This is a genomic window from Citrobacter sp. LUTT5, from assembly GCF_009905315.1.
Lineage (GTDB): Bacteria > Pseudomonadota > Gammaproteobacteria > Enterobacterales > Enterobacteriaceae > Citrobacter > Citrobacter freundii.
Map to the genome: position 1 here is coordinate 1,512,416 of NZ_CP047606.1, position 18,192 is coordinate 1,530,607.

Annotated in this window: 17 protein-coding genes; 7 read left to right on the top strand and 10 right to left on the bottom strand. The window is 47.0% G+C overall.

Going from position 1 to position 18,192, the window contains the following annotated elements; translation table 11 throughout:
* Positions 1–6: 6 nt before the first annotated feature.
* Positions 7–1,704 (bottom strand): sensor histidine kinase, encoded by a 1,698-nt coding sequence (locus tag GUC46_RS07115; RefSeq protein ID WP_003028239.1) that lies wholly within the window; start codon positions 1,702–1,704, stop codon positions 7–9.
* A gap of 387 nt (positions 1,705–2,091) precedes the next feature.
* On the opposite strand from GUC46_RS07115, the gene alaC reads away from it, so the two are divergent.
* Entirely contained in the window at positions 2,092–3,330 is a 1,239-nt protein-coding gene (alaC, locus tag GUC46_RS07120; protein WP_003028236.1) for an alanine transaminase, read from the top strand.
* A gap of 65 nt (positions 3,331–3,395) precedes the next feature.
* On the opposite strand, the gene ypdK is transcribed toward alaC, so the two are convergent.
* The gene (ypdK, locus tag GUC46_RS07125; protein ID WP_010723117.1) at positions 3,396–3,467 is read right to left on the bottom strand and encodes a membrane protein YpdK; all 72 of its coding nucleotides are present in this window, start codon (positions 3,465–3,467) and stop codon (positions 3,396–3,398) included.
* Between the two features lie 343 nt (positions 3,468–3,810).
* Here ypdK and GUC46_RS07130 point away from each other — a divergent pair, with 343 nt between their 5' ends.
* Positions 3,811–4,428 carry a lysozyme inhibitor LprI family protein gene (locus GUC46_RS07130; RefSeq protein WP_032948015.1) on the top strand — a complete coding sequence of 206 codons (618 nt, stop codon included), beginning with the start codon at positions 3,811–3,813 and terminating at the stop codon, positions 4,426–4,428.
* Between the two features lie 41 nt (positions 4,429–4,469).
* Here the strand turns inward: GUC46_RS07130 and lpxP are convergent, their stop codons facing one another.
* Entirely contained in the window at positions 4,470–5,390 is a 921-nt protein-coding gene (gene lpxP, locus GUC46_RS07135) for a kdo(2)-lipid IV(A) palmitoleoyltransferase (protein WP_003845019.1), read from the bottom strand.
* Positions 5,391–5,830: 440 nt separating this feature from the next.
* Between lpxP and GUC46_RS07140 the strand changes: the two genes are divergently transcribed.
* A complete protein-coding gene (locus GUC46_RS07140) occupies positions 5,831–6,073 on the top strand; it encodes a YfdY family protein (RefSeq protein ID WP_003028231.1) in 243 nt (80 codons plus the stop codon).
* 106 nt (positions 6,074–6,179) lie between these two features.
* Here GUC46_RS07140 and pgtP read toward each other — a convergent pair whose 3' ends face one another.
* The gene (gene pgtP / locus GUC46_RS07145) at positions 6,180–7,571 is read right to left on the bottom strand and encodes a phosphoglycerate transporter PgtP (protein ID WP_049016330.1); all 1,392 of its coding nucleotides are present in this window, start codon (positions 7,569–7,571) and stop codon (positions 6,180–6,182) included.
* Positions 7,572–7,986: 415 nt separating this feature from the next.
* On the opposite strand from pgtP, the gene pgtC reads away from it, so the two are divergent.
* Genes pgtC through pgtA form a run of 3 tightly spaced genes read left to right on the top strand, consistent with a single transcriptional unit; the run spans position 7,987 to position 12,429 of the window.
* Positions 7,987–9,186 carry a phosphoglycerate transport regulator PgtC gene (gene pgtC, locus GUC46_RS07150; protein ID WP_103414868.1) on the top strand — a complete coding sequence of 400 codons (1,200 nt, stop codon included), beginning with the start codon at positions 7,987–7,989 and terminating at the stop codon, positions 9,184–9,186.
* 11 nt (positions 9,187–9,197) lie between these two features.
* A complete protein-coding gene (gene pgtB / locus GUC46_RS07155; RefSeq protein ID WP_174775180.1) occupies positions 9,198–11,192 on the top strand; it encodes a two-component system sensor histidine kinase PgtB in 1,995 nt (664 codons plus the stop codon).
* On the top strand, positions 11,182–12,429 hold the full coding sequence (gene pgtA, locus GUC46_RS07160; protein WP_003839279.1) for a two-component system response regulator PgtA: 1,248 nt from the start codon (positions 11,182–11,184) through the stop codon (positions 12,427–12,429). Before pgtB ends, pgtA begins: the two co-directional genes overlap by 11 nt.
* A gap of 105 nt (positions 12,430–12,534) precedes the next feature.
* Here the strand turns inward: pgtA and GUC46_RS07165 are convergent, their stop codons facing one another.
* On the bottom strand, positions 12,535–13,074 hold the full coding sequence (locus GUC46_RS07165; RefSeq protein WP_003839289.1) for a DUF2058 domain-containing protein: 540 nt from the start codon (positions 13,072–13,074) through the stop codon (positions 12,535–12,537).
* Positions 13,075–13,186: 112 nt separating this feature from the next.
* Positions 13,187–14,140 (bottom strand): AraC family transcriptional regulator, encoded by a 954-nt coding sequence (locus tag GUC46_RS07170; RefSeq protein ID WP_160179982.1) that lies wholly within the window; start codon positions 14,138–14,140, stop codon positions 13,187–13,189.
* 76 nt (positions 14,141–14,216) lie between these two features.
* Here GUC46_RS07170 and GUC46_RS24220 point away from each other — a divergent pair, with 76 nt between their 5' ends.
* The gene (locus GUC46_RS24220) at positions 14,217–14,720 is read left to right on the top strand and encodes a helix-turn-helix transcriptional regulator (protein ID WP_223232865.1); all 504 of its coding nucleotides are present in this window, start codon (positions 14,217–14,219) and stop codon (positions 14,718–14,720) included.
* A gap of 191 nt (positions 14,721–14,911) precedes the next feature.
* Here GUC46_RS24220 and GUC46_RS07180 read toward each other — a convergent pair whose 3' ends face one another.
* From GUC46_RS07180 to ureG, 4 genes are read right to left on the bottom strand one after another with little or no spacing between them, the layout of a single operon-like run.
* Complete coding sequence (locus GUC46_RS07180; RefSeq protein ID WP_003845032.1) at positions 14,912–15,562, bottom strand: MgtC/SapB family protein; 651 nt, start codon at positions 15,560–15,562, stop codon at positions 14,912–14,914.
* Between the two features lie 18 nt (positions 15,563–15,580).
* On the bottom strand, positions 15,581–16,573 hold the full coding sequence (gene yut, locus GUC46_RS07185; protein ID WP_080953310.1) for an urea transporter: 993 nt from the start codon (positions 16,571–16,573) through the stop codon (positions 15,581–15,583).
* Between the two features lie 32 nt (positions 16,574–16,605).
* On the bottom strand, positions 16,606–17,556 hold the full coding sequence (locus GUC46_RS07190) for an urease accessory protein UreD (RefSeq protein WP_160179984.1): 951 nt from the start codon (positions 17,554–17,556) through the stop codon (positions 16,606–16,608).
* Positions 17,531–18,190, bottom strand: coding sequence for an urease accessory protein UreG (ureG, locus tag GUC46_RS07195; RefSeq protein ID WP_003845037.1), 660 nt, complete (start codon positions 18,188–18,190; stop codon positions 17,531–17,533). Before ureG ends, GUC46_RS07190 begins: the two co-directional genes overlap by 26 nt.
* Positions 18,191–18,192: the final 2 nt, after the last annotated feature.

The following is an 18,192-nucleotide window of genomic DNA, read 5'->3' on the forward strand; positions in this document are numbered from 1 at the left end:
TCCTGGTTAAAGCAACAATGTGGCCGGTGCGGCTGCGGGCGAATGCTGATTCGGTACATAAAAGGCAATCTCAGTGCCTGGCTCCAGACGGCGGATATGTAATCCCTCACCGTAGAGCAGCTTAACGCGATGGTGCACATTCAACAGACCAATTTTATTGCCCGGCATTTCATTGGATTCGACCCGTTCAATCACTTTTGGATCGATACCGTGGCCCGTATCCCGCACAGCAATACGAACCCGGTTACCACACTCCGCCACGCTGATGGTGACCACACCTTTCCCTTTGCAGGGCTGAATCCCATGGACGATAGCGTTTTCTACCAGCGGCTGAATCAGCAGGCTGGGAATATAACAGCTTACCTCTTCATCGATATCATAAATAACCGTTAGTTTGTCGCCAAAACGCGCTTGTTCGATGGCGATGTAATCCTTGATTTGATACAGCTCTTTTTTGATGTCGATCTGCTCATCGTCTTTTAATTCGATATTGTAGCGAAGATAACGCGACAAATTAAAAATGAGCTGGCGTGCGGTGTCCGGGTTAAGTCGCACCGACGACGAAATTGCGTTCAGGGCGTTAAACAGGAAATGGGGATTTATTTTACTTTGTAGTGCGCGTAGCTCTGCCTTATTTGCCATTTCGCGTAGCTGTTCCGCCCGGGAAACTTCAAGCTGAGTCGAGATAATTTGCGACAGGCCAATAGCCATTTCCTGCAGCGAGGAGGTTATCTGGTGGGCGTGACAGTAGTAGATTTTTAGCGTACCAGTGACAACGCCTTTCTCCCACAGCGGGATCACCAGCATGGAGTGTATTTCCGGTGTGCGATGCGCTTCATCATTGTTTTTAATGATGATTTTTCCGTAATTGATCGCCTGCTGCGTGGTAGGACTGACGAAATCATCGTTATCACGGTAGTTAAGTTCCCCCACGCCAACGTAGGCCAGAACGTGCTGGGTATTGGTAATTGCGACGGCGTCCGCATGGATGTCATGGCGAATAATTTCGCATACCTGGCGGAGCGACTCGCTGTTAACCTGCCGAAAAAGCGGCAAGGTTTTGTTGGCAATATCCAGCGCCAGCTTGGCCTGCTTCGCGGCGCTGGCCTCTTTCTCGCCCTCCACGCTTTGCACTAGCATGACGATAAAGCCAATGCAGACGCTGCCCAGGATCATTGGGATACCGATTTTTGAGACAATATCCAGTCCCAGTGCGGTAGAGGGGGCCCAGACGACGACGAGGATCATCGTCAGGGATTCGCAAAGCATTCCGCCTAAAATGCCAGCTCGCCAGTGCTGTGCTTTAGGGATCTTACGGTTGATCCACCCGGCAATACAGCCTGCCAGAATACTGGTGATAAAACAGGGCAGGGCGGTGACGCCGCCGATGTCGATCAGATAGCGGTGGGTACCCGCGATGAGGCCCGTAATGATACCGACCCACGGGCCAAACAGAATCCCCCCTGACATGACCGCGATAATACGCACGTTAACCAGTGAGCCTTCAACCGGTACGCCGGACCAGGTACTGAACAGGGCAAACATTGAGAAAATCGCGGTAACGGCGAGCAGCTCTTTTGGGGAGTGGGCTGATTTGTGCAACAGTTCGCGGAACAGGCGGATACGAATCAGGAAAAACAGACAGAACAGCATCAGTGCTGCCCGGTCAAATACCGCCAGCAGCATATTGAATATTTCGTGCACGGGTGACTCTTGCGCAAGGGTTAAACCTCTATGATAGGTAACCTGGGCCAGGATGACCAGTGCCCACGCAGCCTGTGCCTAATGAGGAAAAACCATAATATTAAAAGGGGATTGTTGCATGATTGTTGTATTTACAATACCTGTCCTGTCAGCGCTGCGTTCAAGGTAATGTATTTAACAACAAAATGTTAAATGATGGTAATTTTAAGCGGGTTGTGAAAATGAATATTTCCTCATTTTACTATGTTGTTCCTCTTTTTTGTCAGGAAAAAATATTTTGTTTTGCCTCTCGACAGAAGGAAATTATTCAGGCTATTTTCTAAACGTGCCACCATCGTGGCAGCGTCGCTCGGACGGTCCGGGCGCTAACGTTAATCTGAGGATATTATGGCTGACTCCCGCCCTGAACGTCGCTTTACGCGTATTGATCGCCTTCCCCCGTACGTTTTTAACATCACGGCTGAACTGAAGATGGCTGCGCGTCGGCGCGGCGAAGATATTATCGACTTCAGCATGGGGAACCCGGATGGGGCCACGCCTCCTCACATTGTTGAAAAACTGTGTACCGTAGCGCAGCGCCCGGATACGCACGGTTATTCCACCTCTCGCGGTATTCCGCGTCTGCGTCGGGCGATTTCCCGCTGGTACCAGGAACGCTATGACGTTGAGATCGATCCTGAATCCGAAGCCATTGTGACCATCGGTTCCAAAGAGGGACTTGCGCACCTGATGCTGGCAACGCTCGATCACGGTGATACGGTCCTCGTACCCAACCCAAGTTATCCCATCCATATTTATGGCGCGGTGATTGCCGGCGCGCAGGTACGATCTGTGCCGCTGGTCGAAGGCGTCGATTTCTTTAATGAGCTGGAGCGCGCGATTCGCGAAAGCTATCCGAAACCGAAGATGATGATCTTAGGTTTCCCGTCGAACCCGACTGCGCAATGCGTCGAGCTGGAGTTCTTCGAAAAAGTTGTGGCTCTGGCTAAACGCTATGACGTGCTGGTGGTTCATGATCTTGCCTATGCCGATATTGTCTACGACGGCTGGAAAGCGCCGTCGATTATGCAGGTACCGGGCGCTCGCGATGTCGCAGTTGAATTTTTCACCCTGTCGAAAAGCTACAACATGGCGGGATGGCGTATCGGTTTTATGGTGGGCAACAAAACGCTGGTGAACGCGCTGGCGCGAATTAAGAGCTATCACGATTACGGGACCTTTACACCGTTACAGGTTGCGGCTATCGCCGCGCTGGAAGGCGATCAGCAGTGCGTGCGAGATATTGCAGAGCAATATAAACGTCGTCGTGATGTGCTGGTCAAAGGGCTGCATGAAGCTGGCTGGATGGTCGAGGTGCCAAAAGCCTCGATGTACGTTTGGGCGAAAATTCCAGAGCAATACGCCGGGATGGGGTCACTTGAGTTTGCCAAGAAACTGCTGAACGAAGCGAAGGTATGTGTTTCACCGGGGATTGGGTTTGGTGATTATGGTGATACGCATGTGCGTTTTGCGTTGATTGAAAACCGTGACCGTACCCGCCAGGCTATTCGCGGTATCAAAGCAATGTTCCGCGCAGATGGCCTGTTACCGACCAGTGCAAAATCGACTTCTGAAAGTACCGACTGACCGAATGTTCCCCCAAAATGCAAACAGGAGCCTTATGGCTCCTGTTTTTTGCTGCGTCTTTTAATTTAGATCATCAGGGCGAAAGTACCGGCCCAAACGATGACCATAAAAGAAATGCCCATAAAGAAATATTTCACTTTTCATCTCTCCGCATACCTTGGGTATGTCTAAATGAACATATGCTTACCTGACAGAGAGCTGATGCACGCATAAACGAAATGGAGAATTCCCCTCGTTTACTTGGCTGCATCACCTCAGAATTCTGAGCTTTAATGCTCCAGACGGCGCTAATGTACGCCTAAAAATGAGGTGAGACAAGAGGCATTTTTTTATTTAATTTTAATAACTTACAAGTGTCGTGATTCGGCGACAGTTTAATTTCTTTCGGTAATAAATTGCTATTGAGCGACGGAATGCTTACTCGGATAGTTCTCATATCGCCATGATGTTAATGCGGTTAATTTTTCGCGGAATTTAATAATGAAAAGGTTAAAAATGACCAGGTTAATGATGTTAGCACTCGCTCTTACGCCGTTGACGTCGATGGCGGCCTCGCCGCTGGCGTTCAATTTCAGCTGCGCAAGTATTGGTGGTGTGAATAGTGATGGTAAAGGCAATGTCTGGATTGATGGCGCGAAGGCGACGGTGAAGGCTTTCAATAAAAACTATTGGGAGGCGACAAGTGGTAAAAATACCGTTTCTATCTCCCGCAAAGATGACGGAAATCCGGACGTATCCTGGACTGGACCTAATCGTAAGCACGGGGTTTGCCTGCCGGAGGATAATATTGATTATTCTCCAGCGAAAAAATCGACCAACGCTGGTCCGTCTTACTCCTGCTCTGCTGTTCAAAAGGGAAGTGCGGAAGATATTATTTGCCAGAGCCCATCGCTCTCTGCAATGGATCTGAAATTGAACGAAATTTTTAAACAGGCACTGGCTAAATCGAAGAATGATCCGATGTTAAAAGCAGAGCAGCGCGGTTGGATCAAAGGACGCAACGAGTGCTGGAAGGAGAAGGATGATGAGCCAGCCTGCATTGCCCGAAGCTATAACGAACGAATGACTGAACTCCACAATAAATGGGGCGTGAAGTAATTCAGCCGTAGAAAAAAAGAAAGGCCTTGCGGCCTTTCTTTTCAGATATACAACGAGGCTTCACCCATCGGGCGCGTTTTGAAGCGACGGTGGATCCAGAGATACTGCTCGGGGGCGCGCATGATCTCTTTTTCGATAATTTTATTCATATAGGCCGCTGCCTGGCACTCATCAGCCGGGTAACCTTCCATTTCAGGCGTGATGAACAGGCGATAACCTGAGTTATCTGCTTTTCTCACCATGGTTACGGTCAGCATCGCTGCACCCGACAAACGCGACAGCACGTAAGTACCGTTGGTGGTTGCCACATCTTTGACGGCAAAGAAGGGGGCAAACGAGCTTCCTTTACGACCGTAGTCCTGATCGGGGGCAAACCATACGGCTTCTCCTTTTTTCAGAGCACCGACAATACCACGCAGATTATTTCTGCCGATCATCGCCTTGTTGGAGCGCATACGACCACGGGTTTGGATCCACTCCATCAACTTATTGTTGTGCGGGCGATAGGTCGCCATCATTGGCTGACAAAGCCCCATTACGCGGCCACCCAACTCAAGCGACATAAAGTGTACGCCGACAACCATCACGCCACGATTTTGCAACTGGGCGCGCTTCAGGTTGTCCAGTCCTTCTACATCAAACCATTTACGCACCCGACGGTCCGGCCAGAACCAGGCCATACCTGTTTCAAGTAGCCCCATGCCGAGTGAACGGAAATTCTCATCGACCAGTTTGTCTCTTTCTTCCTGCGACAAATTTGGGAAACAGAGTTCGAGATTTTTACGTGCAATAGATTCACGGCGTTTTAAAAATGGACGAGCCAGCGTTCCTGTACGGGTACCAAGAAAACACAATACGGGATAGGGAAGCTGTACCAGTAACCAGAGCACTCCAACACCAAACCACGTGAGCCAGTAGCGCGGATGCAAAAACGCGCGTGAAAATTTACATTGGGGGAACATAAGCACCTGTTGTTGATACGAAATAGATGTATCGCGAAGATTCTTTGTCTTTCGCTTTACTCTCTGTACTGATCGTTAGGCCGCCATGAACGACATTGGTTCCTGTAAAGAGTGTAAAACTGAGTCAGGACAAAACCACGAGGGGGCATGAATGATCGGACGCACAATGTACACCCGAAAATTAATGTCAGCCAGAAATAATTACTCAAGATTCGTAAATGTTTTTAAGGCGATTAAGAACAAAAATTAACCTATATATAATCCGTTGTTTTTATGCAGATTAAATAAATGTCTGCCCGAGAGAGTAATAGTATGCAGGTGAAGGATTTTTGTAACTAAGATGTTGCTGAAATTGCACGAGGATAGGAATTGTCTTAGAATATAAAGTTAAGGGAGTGTAAGGACTTACGTTAAGTTTACGGCAAACAGGAGGTATCGCTATGCTCTATTTCTGGATCTTTCTCGCTCTGAGCATTTTGTGCGTCAGTTGCTATATCTGGCAGGTTATGGGCGCTGCGGCGTCAATCAGCGCTTTTCTCGGCATGGCCATCCTTACGGCATTAATTTACTTTTTTACTATGCGATTGACCAATGGTAACGAAATGGTAACCGGGTTATTCCTGTTTCTTGCTCCTGCTTGCGGTTTGATTATTCGCTTTATGGTGGGTTACGGTAAGCAATAATTTGGAATGTTACGTTTAGCAATAAATTATCACGTTGAGCTTTTTTATTTATCTGAGTTATTGAAGTGCCAGCATCGCTGGCACTTTTTTGTGAGAGCGAAATGAATTACCGGGCATCCGCCAACTGGAGTGAGGCTTCCTCGTGCTGAGCATTTTTTCGCTGTTGTTCAAGCTCCAGCGCGCCACGATGAGAGAGGTAGCAAAACAGGATGCAGCAGACAATCCCACCCATCAACAGATAGAATCCGCCATGCCATCCCATTTTGTCGACCATTACGCCAAACAGGCTGGTTCCCAGCGACGCGCCAAAAATGTAGCTCATAAATCCGCGTAAACCTACCGCTGACCCCACTGCGAAGCTGGGGACGATTTCCATCGTCTGAACAGAAGCGAGGAACTGTGGAACATAGATCAGGCAACCCACAATGGCGGCAAAAATAGTGACCATCAGCAGGGATTCACTTTTCCAGTAGCCGATCAAACAGACGAAAATCAGCGCCATACAAATCATGGCCAGCGGCATGCGACGGCCTTTAAACAGTTTATCGGTAAGCCAACCCGCCAGTAATGTGGAAGGGATTGCCGCCCATTCAAAAAACAGAAAAGCGATGCTCATTTGCTCTTTCGAAAAATGTTTTTCGGTTAACAGATAAATAGGCAACCAGCTAATCATGCCAAAACGCACCATATAGACGAAGACATCTACCAGTGAAACATACCAGGCATTCTTATTACGCAGCACATAAGTGCAGAAGATCTGGAAGGCACTCATATTTTCTGGTGCCTGGACAGCGTGTCGGGAATTTAATACGACTTTTTCTTCCGGCATCATTTGTTCCAGAGCCGGTAAGCCTTCCTGGCGCGGTGAACCTTTCCCCAACATTAGCACAATAAAAGCGAACAGGACGGCCACACCGGCCGGAACAATATAGCTGGCACTTTGCCAGTGCTCGCTCCCCAAAATGGCAAAGGCGGCACCCACGATCGGGGCAACAATACCACCGCCAACATTGTGAGAGATATTCCAGAATGCGCCAACGCGCCCACGTTCTTTACGTGGAAACCAGTTGGCAATGGTAATAAATGAAGGGCCAACGCCCATACCCTGGAATAAACCGTTGAAAACGACCAGAGCGGCAAAAATCCAGAATCCGGTACTGAATCCTAAACCGACGTTTACAATGGCGCACAGAATCAGGCCGCATGCCATAAAGACCTTAGGGCTGGCCTTGTCTGCCAGGCTGCTCATAATGCCTTTACTGATCCCATAAGCAATAAGCATGCAGCTGCTGAGTAGACCAATTTGTGTGGCACTGAGATCCAGATGTTCCTTCAGGTACGGTGTTGAGAGCGTGAAGTTATTGCGCACAATATAGTACGCAAGATAGCCAAGAAATACGCTGAGTAATGCCTGAATGCGGTATCGGCCATAAGTTTCCTGGACTTTCTCCGCCGGGACTTTATTTGCCGCTGGCCCTGCTTTAAATATTGATAACATATCATCACCTAAATTTATATTGATGTGAATATCAGGATTTTTCGCAGTAAAGAGTGAAATAGACGGCAGAGAAACTCAAGTTGATGAAATGAGTCACTATTGACACAATTTGTGGATTGCGTGGCTGATTTTGACTCTTTTTAAATAATGGATTTTAAATTCTATTCTTTTACGGACGTTTTTATCATCAGCGTGTGCGGATATTAACAAATTCAGGCTGCATTTTCGGGTATTCTTTACCGATGCCGTCACTTTCCGTTTGGTTATTCTACGAATAACCTTATTCTTCCCTCTGGCAGTGATAAACGGGTAAGTTTTGTCTCAATATTATTTTTTGCACATGTTGGTATTTATGAACGGGATCACAAACAGACTTTTGGGCCGGGGGCGTTGTTGGGCGATCTTGCTCTGTTTTATGTCGCTGTCGGTGAGTTATCTGGCGCAGGGTAAAGAGCTGGTAATGGCGACAACCTTTTCACCGGGGGCAACGGCCTGGATTATTCAGCGTTGGCAGACGGAACCGGGGTCGGTGATGATTCGCACATTAAACCGGACCAGCAGTTCACTGGAACAACTGCTTGATACTGCCAATGCGGAGAACGTCGATTTGATTTTGACCTCGTCGCCCATGCTGTTGCAGCATCTTCAGGAGCATCAGAAGCTGGCGCCCTTCGATAATGTGCTGCCGGAAAGCCAGCGGCTGGTGCCGGACTCGATTCGTTCTACCTCCGTGGCTGTTGCGATATCTGGTTTTGGCCTATTGATTAACCGTTCTGCGCTGGCGGCGCGTCATTTGTCGCCTCCTGCTGACTGGGGGGATTTAACGCATCCTAAATATCAGAACGCTTTGTTAATGAGTAGCCCGTCGCGTTCCGATACCAACCATCTGATGGTTGAGTCGTTGCTACAGCAAAAAGGGTGGGAAGAGGGCTGGGCGACATTACTGGCGAGTGCTGGAAATCTGGTGACGATTTCATCACGCAGTTTTGGCGTAGCCGACAAAATTAAGAGCGGCCTTGGCGTTGCGGGGCCGGTCATTGATAATTATGCTAACTTGTTGCTTAACGATCCTCACCTGGCGTTTACCTATTTTCCACGCTCGGCAGTATCGCCAACCTATGTTGCTGTTCTCAATAACAGCCAGCACCCCAATGAAGCGCGTCGTTTTATCCGCTATTTGTTAAGCCCGGAGGGACAGCGGATCCTTGCGGATGCTAATACGGGGAAATACCCGGTAACGCAGCTCGCATCTGATAATCCCCGCGCTGCTCAGCAGGCTATTTTAATGAACCAGCCTGCGCTTAATTATCGGCTGATCCTTAAGCGGCAACAGTTGGTGCAGCGGATGTTTGATACCGCAATCAGTTTTCGTCTTGCGCAACTAAAGGATGCATGGCGGGCGCTATACAGTGCGGAAGCTCGCCTGAAACGCCCGCTACCCGAAATCAGAGCCTTACTGACCAGCGTTCCGATAGATGCCAAAAGTAGTGAAGATGAAGCCTGGCTTGCGCAGTTTGATAATAAAAGCGTTGCCGAACAGCAGATGATGGAGTGGCAGCTCTGGTTTCTTAAAAATCAGCGTCAGGCGATATCAAAACTGGAAGAATTAAAATGAAAGGTGGATCGATACTGCACCGTCTGCGTCAGCTCAGCATCAGCAGCAGTCTGCGAGGAGCCTTTCTGACGGGCGCATTACTGACGTTGAGCGTAAGCTGCGTCAGTTTGTACTCCTGGCATGAGCAGAGCTCGCAGATACGCTATTCGCTTGATGATTACTTCCCGCGCGTGCATTCCGCTTTTTTGATTGAAGGGAATCTCAACCTGGTTGTGGACCAGCTTAATGAATTCCTGCTGGCTCCCAATACGACGGTAAGGCTGCAACTGCGCAATCAGATAATCTCGCATCTGGATAAAATCGAAGTGCTGAGCAGGGGGTTACAACCAGCAGAACAGCAGCAGCTGGCGGTGATTTTGCAAGACAGCCGGGCGCTGATGGCAGAACTGGACCGGGTGCTCTACAACATGTTCCTTGTACGCGAAAAAGTGAGCGAACTTTCCGCGCGTATTGATTGGCTACATGATGATTTTACTACTGAGCTGAATTCACTGGTGCAGGATTTTACCTGGCAGCAGGGGACGTTGCTGGATCAAATCGAGGCCAAAAATGGTGATGCGGCGCTGTATCTCAAACGTGCCCGAGAGGTGCAAAACGAGCAGCAGCAGGTTTACACCCTGGCAAGAATTGAAAACCAGATCGTTGATGATTTACGCGACAGGCTTAATGAACTGAAATCGGGCAGCGACGACGGAATGCTGGTGGAGAATCACATCCGCTACCTGGAAAATCTGAAGAAAACGGCGGATGAAAATATCCGTACCCTTGATGACTGGCCCAGCACTATCACACTGCGACAAACTATCGATGAGCTGCTGGAAATCGGGATGATGAAAAATAAAATGCCCGATACCATGCGCGATTATGTCGCCGCGCAAAAAGCGCTCGTTGATGCCAGCCATGCCAGAGAGGCCACACTTGGGCGCTTTCGAACACTGCTTGAAGCGCAACTGGGGAGTAGCCATCAGCAAATGCAGACGTTTAATCAACGGCTGGAACAAATTGTTCGTGTCAGCGGTGGACTTATCCTGCTGGCGACGCTGCTGGCGCTACTTCTCGCCTGGGGGCTTAATCACTACTTCATTCGTTCGCGTCTGGTGAAACGTTTTACTGCGCTCAACCAGGCCGTGGTGCAAATTGGTCTTGGCAGAACGGATGCCACTATCCCGGTATATGGACGCGATGAACTGGGGCGTATCGCAGGCTTGCTGCGCCATACTCTGGGCCAGTTGAGCGCGCAAAAAAATCAGCTGGAGCAGGAAGTGACTGAGCGCAAAGAGATTGAATCCGATCTTCGCGCAACGCAGGATGAGCTGATCCAAACCGCAAAACTGGCGGTGGTCGGCCAGACTATGACCACGCTGGCGCACGAGATTAATCAACCGCTGAATGCGCTGTCGATGTACCTGTTTACGGCGGGGAGGGCAATTGAACAGGGGCAATCCGCTCAGGCCAGAAGCACATTAACCAAAGCGGAGGGACTGATTACTCGCATTGATGCCATTATCCGTTCGCTGCGTCAGTTTGCGCGCCGGGCCGAGCCAGGTACGCCTCTGCATCCGGTCGATCTCCGACAAACGTTCAACGCTGCCTGGGAACTGTTGTCCATGCGGCATAAGCCACAGCAGGGTACGCTGACGCTCCCAGACCGTAGCGTGTGGGTGGCTGGTGATGAAGTGCGTATTCAGCAGGTGCTGGTAAACGTCCTGGCAAATGCGCTGGATGCCTGTCCGGTAGCGGCGAAAATAGATGTTCGCTGGCAGACCGAAGGCGGCCGGTTGTGCGTATTTATCAGCGATAACGGCCCCGGCTGGCCTGGGGCATTATTGCCATCACTGTTAAAACCGTTTACCACCAGTAAGGATGTTGGCCTCGGTATTGGCTTATCGATTTGTGTATCGTTAATGATGCAAATGAACGGCGAACTGCGCCTGGCGTCAACCCCGGGGCGCAATGCCTGTGTCGTTCTGCAATTTAATCTGACGGATGTAAACGATGTTGAGTGATGAATATTCTGTTCTGCTTATTGATGATGATGCCGATGTTCTCGACGCTTACACCCTGTTGCTTGAACAGGAGGGATATCATGTATTCGCATGCAGTAACCCTTTTGATGCCCGAAATTGGTTGCAGGCCGACTGGCCAGGGATTGTCCTGAGCGATGTGTGTATGCCTGGCTGTAATGGAATCGACCTGATGACGTTGTTTCATCAGGATGATAATCAGCTTCCGATCCTGTTGATCACCGGGCATGGCGATGTTCCGATGGCGGTGGACGCGGTGAAGAAAGGGGCGTGGGACTTTCTGCAAAAACCGGTTGATCCTGGCAAACTGCTGGTGTTGGTAGAGGATGCGTTGCGTCAGAGAAAATCTGTGATTGCACGTCGTCACTATTGCCAGCAAAAGCTACAAGTTGAACTGGTCGGCTACAGTGACTGGGTTAATCAGTATCGCCAGCGTTTACGGCAACTGGCGGAAACGGATATTGCCGTCTGGTTTTATGGCGAGCCGGGAACCGGGCGTATGACCGGGGCCCGTTATTTACATCAACTTGGGCGCAGCGCTGAAGGAGCGTTTATTCGCGGTGAACTGACGCCCGGGAACTCGGAACAACTCAATGACCTTATTGCCCAGGCGCAAGGGGGAACGCTGGTTCTGAGCCATATTGAGTGCCTGACGCGTGAACAGCAGCACCATCTGGTGCATTTGCAAAGCCAGGAGCGACGTCCGTTTCGCCTAATTGGCATTGGCGCCACTTCGTTGGTGGAACTGGCGGCAACCAACCAGATTGTGGCCGAACTCTATTACTGTTTTGCGATGACGCAAATTGGTTGCCAGCCGTTGTCTCAGCGCCCGGATGATGTTGAACCGCTGTTTCGCCATTATCTGCAGAAAGCCTGTCTGCGTCTGAACCATCCTGTGCCTGAGATTGACGGGGAATTACTAAAAGGTATGCGGCGTCGCGTGTGGTTAAGCAATGTTCGGGAACTGGCCAATGCCGCCGAGCTTTTTGCCGTTGGGCTATTGCCACTGGCTGAAACCGCGAATCCGCAACTGCATTTGCCTCAACCGACACCGCTCGATCGTCGGGTCGACGAGTACGAGCGGCAGATCATTACTGAAGCGCTAAATATCCATCAGGGGCGTATTAATGAAGTCGCGGAGTATTTACAAATCCCGCGTAAAAAACTCTATTTACGCATGAGAAAATACGGACTGAGCAAAGAACACTATAAGTTTTAGCAGGCGGAATGTGGGGATGAAGAGACGTTGACAGTATTTCGGTGGCAGCGTGAGCGTTCACCGAAATATGTGACGAAATTCCGGGTGATTATTGAGAGATTTTGCTTACCACATCAGATCATCAGGAATGACAAAATCAGCATACGGATCGTCTTCATCCTTAGCTTCCTGGCTCAGTTCGCAATTAAGCACGATATAGCTTGCATCGCGCTGGGCAATCTTGTCGGCGACGACTGCCGGAATGATGGCGTATTCGCTCTCGCTACCACTTTCAGCCGTCAGACGGGCAATAGCCAGACGGCCCTTGATCAACTGAGACTGAGTCACCTTATCAACATAGACTTTTTTGATCAGATTATTGTCAGTAAAGTTGTAACCAATATCGCCACGGGTAATGGTGATTTTATTCATTTCAATTAGTTGCTTGATCTGCGCTTTATACTCTTTAGACAACGTGGCCTGCTTCTGTTGTTCGCTGAGTTGCTTATCACGCTCGATCTGCGCTTTTTTATTCTCTTCAACCGCTTCTCTGGCTTCACGAGCCTGAACGCGCGATTTTTTCGCCGTTCTCTGCACTTTCGCCATTTTTTTGCTGCTGACCAGACCCGCTTTAAGCATCTGTTCTTGTAGGGTAAGTTTTGTCATTGTCGCTTCTAATCCAAAAAATTGTTGTAAGGATTATAACCTTAACGTTCGGCGGGATGCCAGAATGTGGAAGCGTTCTCCAGATAGACCAGGGATTTACCCCATGGGTAGTTTATTTGCAAGATGAGAGATGGTCTCCAGGCGCGGTACCCATAACGCGCTTAAATGCCTGATAGAATCCAGATAATGATTCATATCCGACTCTGCTGTAAATATCCTCATTTTTTATACCTCTTCTAAGCAGGTTTAATGAGACATAAATCCTTAATTTACTTAATACCAGATTCGGTGTGTAGCTTGTCGCTTTCAATATACGGCGAATAAATGTCGAGCGCGACATATAGGTGAAGCGAGCCATATCATCCAGTGACCATGAATATTGTGGGTTGTCTATTATCGCAATGATTAATTTGGCTAAGGCTTCATCATTTGCGGCATTCAAGAGATTTACGTCAATATCATATAAGGAAGAAGATTCGCTAATGACATAATGCAATATAGCATCGGTCAGCTGTGCAATAATGCAATTGTTTTCATCGGCAGATGCGTTTACTTCAGCCAGTAGTAACTCAAAGAGAGAGTGTATTTTATTGCTGACGTCGTCTTTTTGTTTGATCACAAAAATGTCCGGAAGTAAGGCAAATAGCAATTGGCTGGCGATGGTTCTGGGTTGAATGAAACCACAAAGTAGATCGGTGGATTCTGAAGATGAATCTTCAATTTTACTCATCTGTTTGCGGGGTAAATCATCAAGGTTTATATCAGGAGATGAGGCCAGAAAAAAAGAGAAGTTATTAAAAAAGAAGAGGATATCTCCCTTTTCCAGCTTAATACGTGGCTTTTGGTTAAACAAATCCAGCCAGCACTCCCCACTCAGGACTATATGAAAACTCGGTTCACCATAGGAGTATGTTGATGCTTTCCATTCGCGACAATACCTACCGAGGTGGAAGACGGATGTTTTCGCTTCTCCTCCCTTTAGTAGCCAGCCTGCAGTATTCATATTTTCCCCAATATTGTCATTAATAGACTGATTTTGAAACGATGGCGTATAGATAGTTGCCATTAGTGATTATAAGATTTGTTAACTAAGATACGCATTACAGGAGAGGATAGTGTTTCTGATATTTACTAAAGATATTATGTTGTTACAGGCTATTTATCATCTTTTTAAGAATGATGTGATCGTTCATGTTCAGCACGTACATGAGCTATGTGCTGTAGAAAATCACAATGCGAAAGTGATCATTGATACATTGAATAACAATATTTTCCATACTCGTTTAGCGTATCAATTGGAGAAAATTAAGCCCTCAAAAATTTATATACTCTCACCGTTTAGAATCAAACGTTGCTTCGGTGATACCCCCGTTTTTTTTGTAAATCGAAACGTTTCGCTGAGTAGCTTCATTTCTTTGCTAAATTGCAATGAAAATTATGCTATTACTCCGGAATTATCGCTTTCTCGACGACAGCACCAGATTCTTACCTATATTCTGCAGCAAAGATCATGTTCTTCAATTGCTGAGCAAATGCACATCACATTGAAGACCTATCATTGCCATAAGTATAATATAATGTTACTGCTTAAACTCAGAAAAATGAGTGACTTAGTACGGCATAAGATTTCATGTTATCTATTGTGAAAAAACACCGCAGGTCATTTTTAAAGACCAGGATTAAGTTGTTAAAGTGCAGGGGAAAGCACGTATTGTATAACACAGCTTTCAAAGCATATATCTCCTAATATAATAGTTAAATCCTATTTTAAATGTAAAAACAATCAATGATAAATAAAGTAACTATCGCACATAATATAATTAACATGTGAATAGTGTTATGCCACAGAAACCTCTTTAATTGCTGGGTTTTCTTTAAGTGAAGAAAGTATCTGATTCACTGAGGTTGCGTCCGTATACTCAACGTTTGCCGTGAGTACATGACAATCGGACGTATCATTAGCCAGTGAACGCAATTGGATGCGATATCCCTGTTCAGTAATCCAGGCCAGAACAACCTGCGTAGTCCCGGCTGCAATTCGCATACGTAGATGCAGATGGCGATTTAAAAAGCGGTAGGTAAGCTGACGGAACAACTCCAGCACGATGAGCGCCATAATCGTACCTATGATGCCAACTTCATACATTCCACTGCCGATAACCAGGCCTATTGCCGCGGTGACCCACACATCTGCGGCTGTTGTTAATCCTTTGATGGTTTGTTTTTGTACCAGAATATTTCCTGCACCGAGAAATCCCACGCCAGTGACAACCTGAGCTGCGATTCTGCTAGGATCTAATCCTATATGGGTATGTTCAATAACATCATAGAAACCGTATTTAGAAACTATCATGAACATAGCACTACCAATACCAATCAAGATATGTGTGCGTACACCTGCTTCTTTAGCGCGAATTTGACGCTCCAGACCAATTACGCCACCGAGCAGACTGGCTAATATAAGTCGGAAAAGAAATTCTTCAGTCATGATGATTCTCTCATTGATTCAGGAATGACGATGCTCGGGCATAAATTCTTTATTTGGTACCAGGAATAACCATGATGAAATAACAAATGGCATGGTTAATGTTGGTATACCAAAAGGCATTAAAAGCACATTCATGGCGGCCTGAATAAAAACTGTAAAAATGATCCCTGAGATAGTATAAATAAATACTCGCCAACCAGGTTGATTAAATACGGTGCCCAAGGCAACTGATGTCAGAACGGCACTAAAGGCATACAACCCTGAAGAAATGTCATGAGCATTAGCACCCAGATAATAAGCAAGCAGTGTCGCGATTAGAGAGCCGACGACGGCATAGCAGGCGCATACAACAGATTCTACGGCCAGACCTGCAATGAAGAATAAACTTGCAAGGATCCCAGGAAACAAAAATACCTGTGATATCCCATGCAGGGTGCCGTCAATAAAAAAGCTAAACGAGTAACTGCTTGGAGTTGTCGGGATATAATGTTGGGGCAGCTCTGGTAAGGGCAAACCCGAACCATAGATTTCATGAAAGGCGTAGCTGGCCAGTAGAATTACCCAAGTTGTTAGCACAAACGGCGCTGTTAATGCAGCTATTTTCCACGTTTTTAATATATCGGCAATACACACCGTAGCAATAACTGACACGACACTACCAACGATCAGGCAGAACCACATTAACGGCGTTGCAGTGATAAATACCGGAATAGCAATGCCTACCAGACAGCCATTATAGCTATAGAGACCGTCCCGCCAACCTTTTACATCATGAGTTATGGCTCCTGTTATTGAAGCAAGGACAGTTCCAATTACGCATCCCCATGCAGCCAAAGGATTATTATTGCTATAAGCAGCGATAAATATAGCAATAAAAAACAATACCCCTGTGATGGGGTTGTTTTGAAACATTACCTGGGCACAACCACGTAGTGATATATCAATGATTTTGAGAATGTAGTGCTTATCAATATTATTCTTCCATAATACTGGGATTGGATGTGTTGTCATCATTATTTACCAGGGTAAAGTAGGGGCGAGGATTATTTTTTCCAGATAAAGGGGGCCGGTAATTCTGCATTCAGAACGACTTTTCTGGTCGTGGCCCACACGGTACGAATATGTTTTTTTATAATACTACTGTCATTAGCTAATATCTTGAATATAAGACCCGATTCCGCAGGGAGTGTTGACATCCCATAGCAACAATCTTTGCCGTAATGAGCTTTGAAGGTCGACAGAATAGATGCAATATTTTCCACTGGGGTTAATATAAAAATAGTGCCGATAATTTGAAAACTTCCAATAATCCCAATTTCTGTCATGGGATGCTCCTTGGGGCTTAGCACAATCTGTTCCTTGAAAAGGATATTCCCCGACTCATCTTTTGCAGATACAGTTGAGGAATAATAATCAAAACCATTAAGCTCGTTTTTATGATGATAACGACGTCCCGGTATAATAACTTCTGAATAAATAAGTGTTGCGTTTCTTTTATAATCAATAACGGTATCGTTAATAAATCTTGCATTGCGATGCAGGATTAAAGGATCGGGTAGGTATTCCAGATAGGAATTCTCGTTAAGTTGGATAAATTGAATCTGCGCGCCATAGTTTTTATCCATCGAATGTACTTTGGTTGCTGATTGTGTGTTGACGCTGGCGAAAGCATTTTCACCCACATTAATGGATAACACCATGCGATCTCCCTGCAGAACACAGCCTGAAGTCGATATCACGGCCACGCAGGGAAGATCAGGCAGTGCCTCGTCATGATACAATGCCTTTTGCGCAAATAATGGTGTGCGCTTTTCCATACGATGAAGAATGCTTTTTCTCCCGGAACGCGTGAAACCCAGGTGCAAAAAACCCTCTTTACCGATTGCCCCACTGGGCATTTGCTCCGGCTCCTGACGATACTCTTTTGGGATTTGCTTGTCCCAACGTTTCCGGGTCTTCTCTACCTCGTCATTTATATTCTGTGGATGAGTCATCTTGTTTTCCTTCAATAGTGTGACCAAATAAAAAATCGCGCTCAATCATATCCACCAGTTGTTCAATGCCTTCACCTGTTTTACAGTTAGTTAAAATATAAGGACGATTATTTCTGACATAACGGGTATCCGCTTCCATTACCTCCAGACTGGCACCTACATAGGGCGCTAAATCAATTTTATTGATGATTAATATATCGGCCTGTACCAGGCCTGGACCATTTTTACGTGGAATCTTTTCACCTTCAGCGACGTCAATAACATAGATATAAAAGTCAGCTAATGCAGGACTGAAAGTGAGGGTAAGGTTATCTCCACCGCTTTCAATCATGATTAAATCGCTATCCGGGAATTTATCTTCCATTTCTTCCACGGCCGCAATATTCATACTGGGATCTTCGCGCACTGCTGTGTGTGGACATGCCCCTGTTTCAACGCCAATGATTTTTTCTTCTTCTAATATTCCTTTCAGTGTTCTTTTGACCTGCTTTGCATCCTCCGTAGTGACCACATCATTAGTCACAATCAGAGGTTTATATCCGCGACGAATAAGAACGGGAGTAATAACTTCAATAATGGCCGTTTTTCCTGAACCCACGGGACCACCAATGCCAATTCGAGTAATTTTTTTCATTT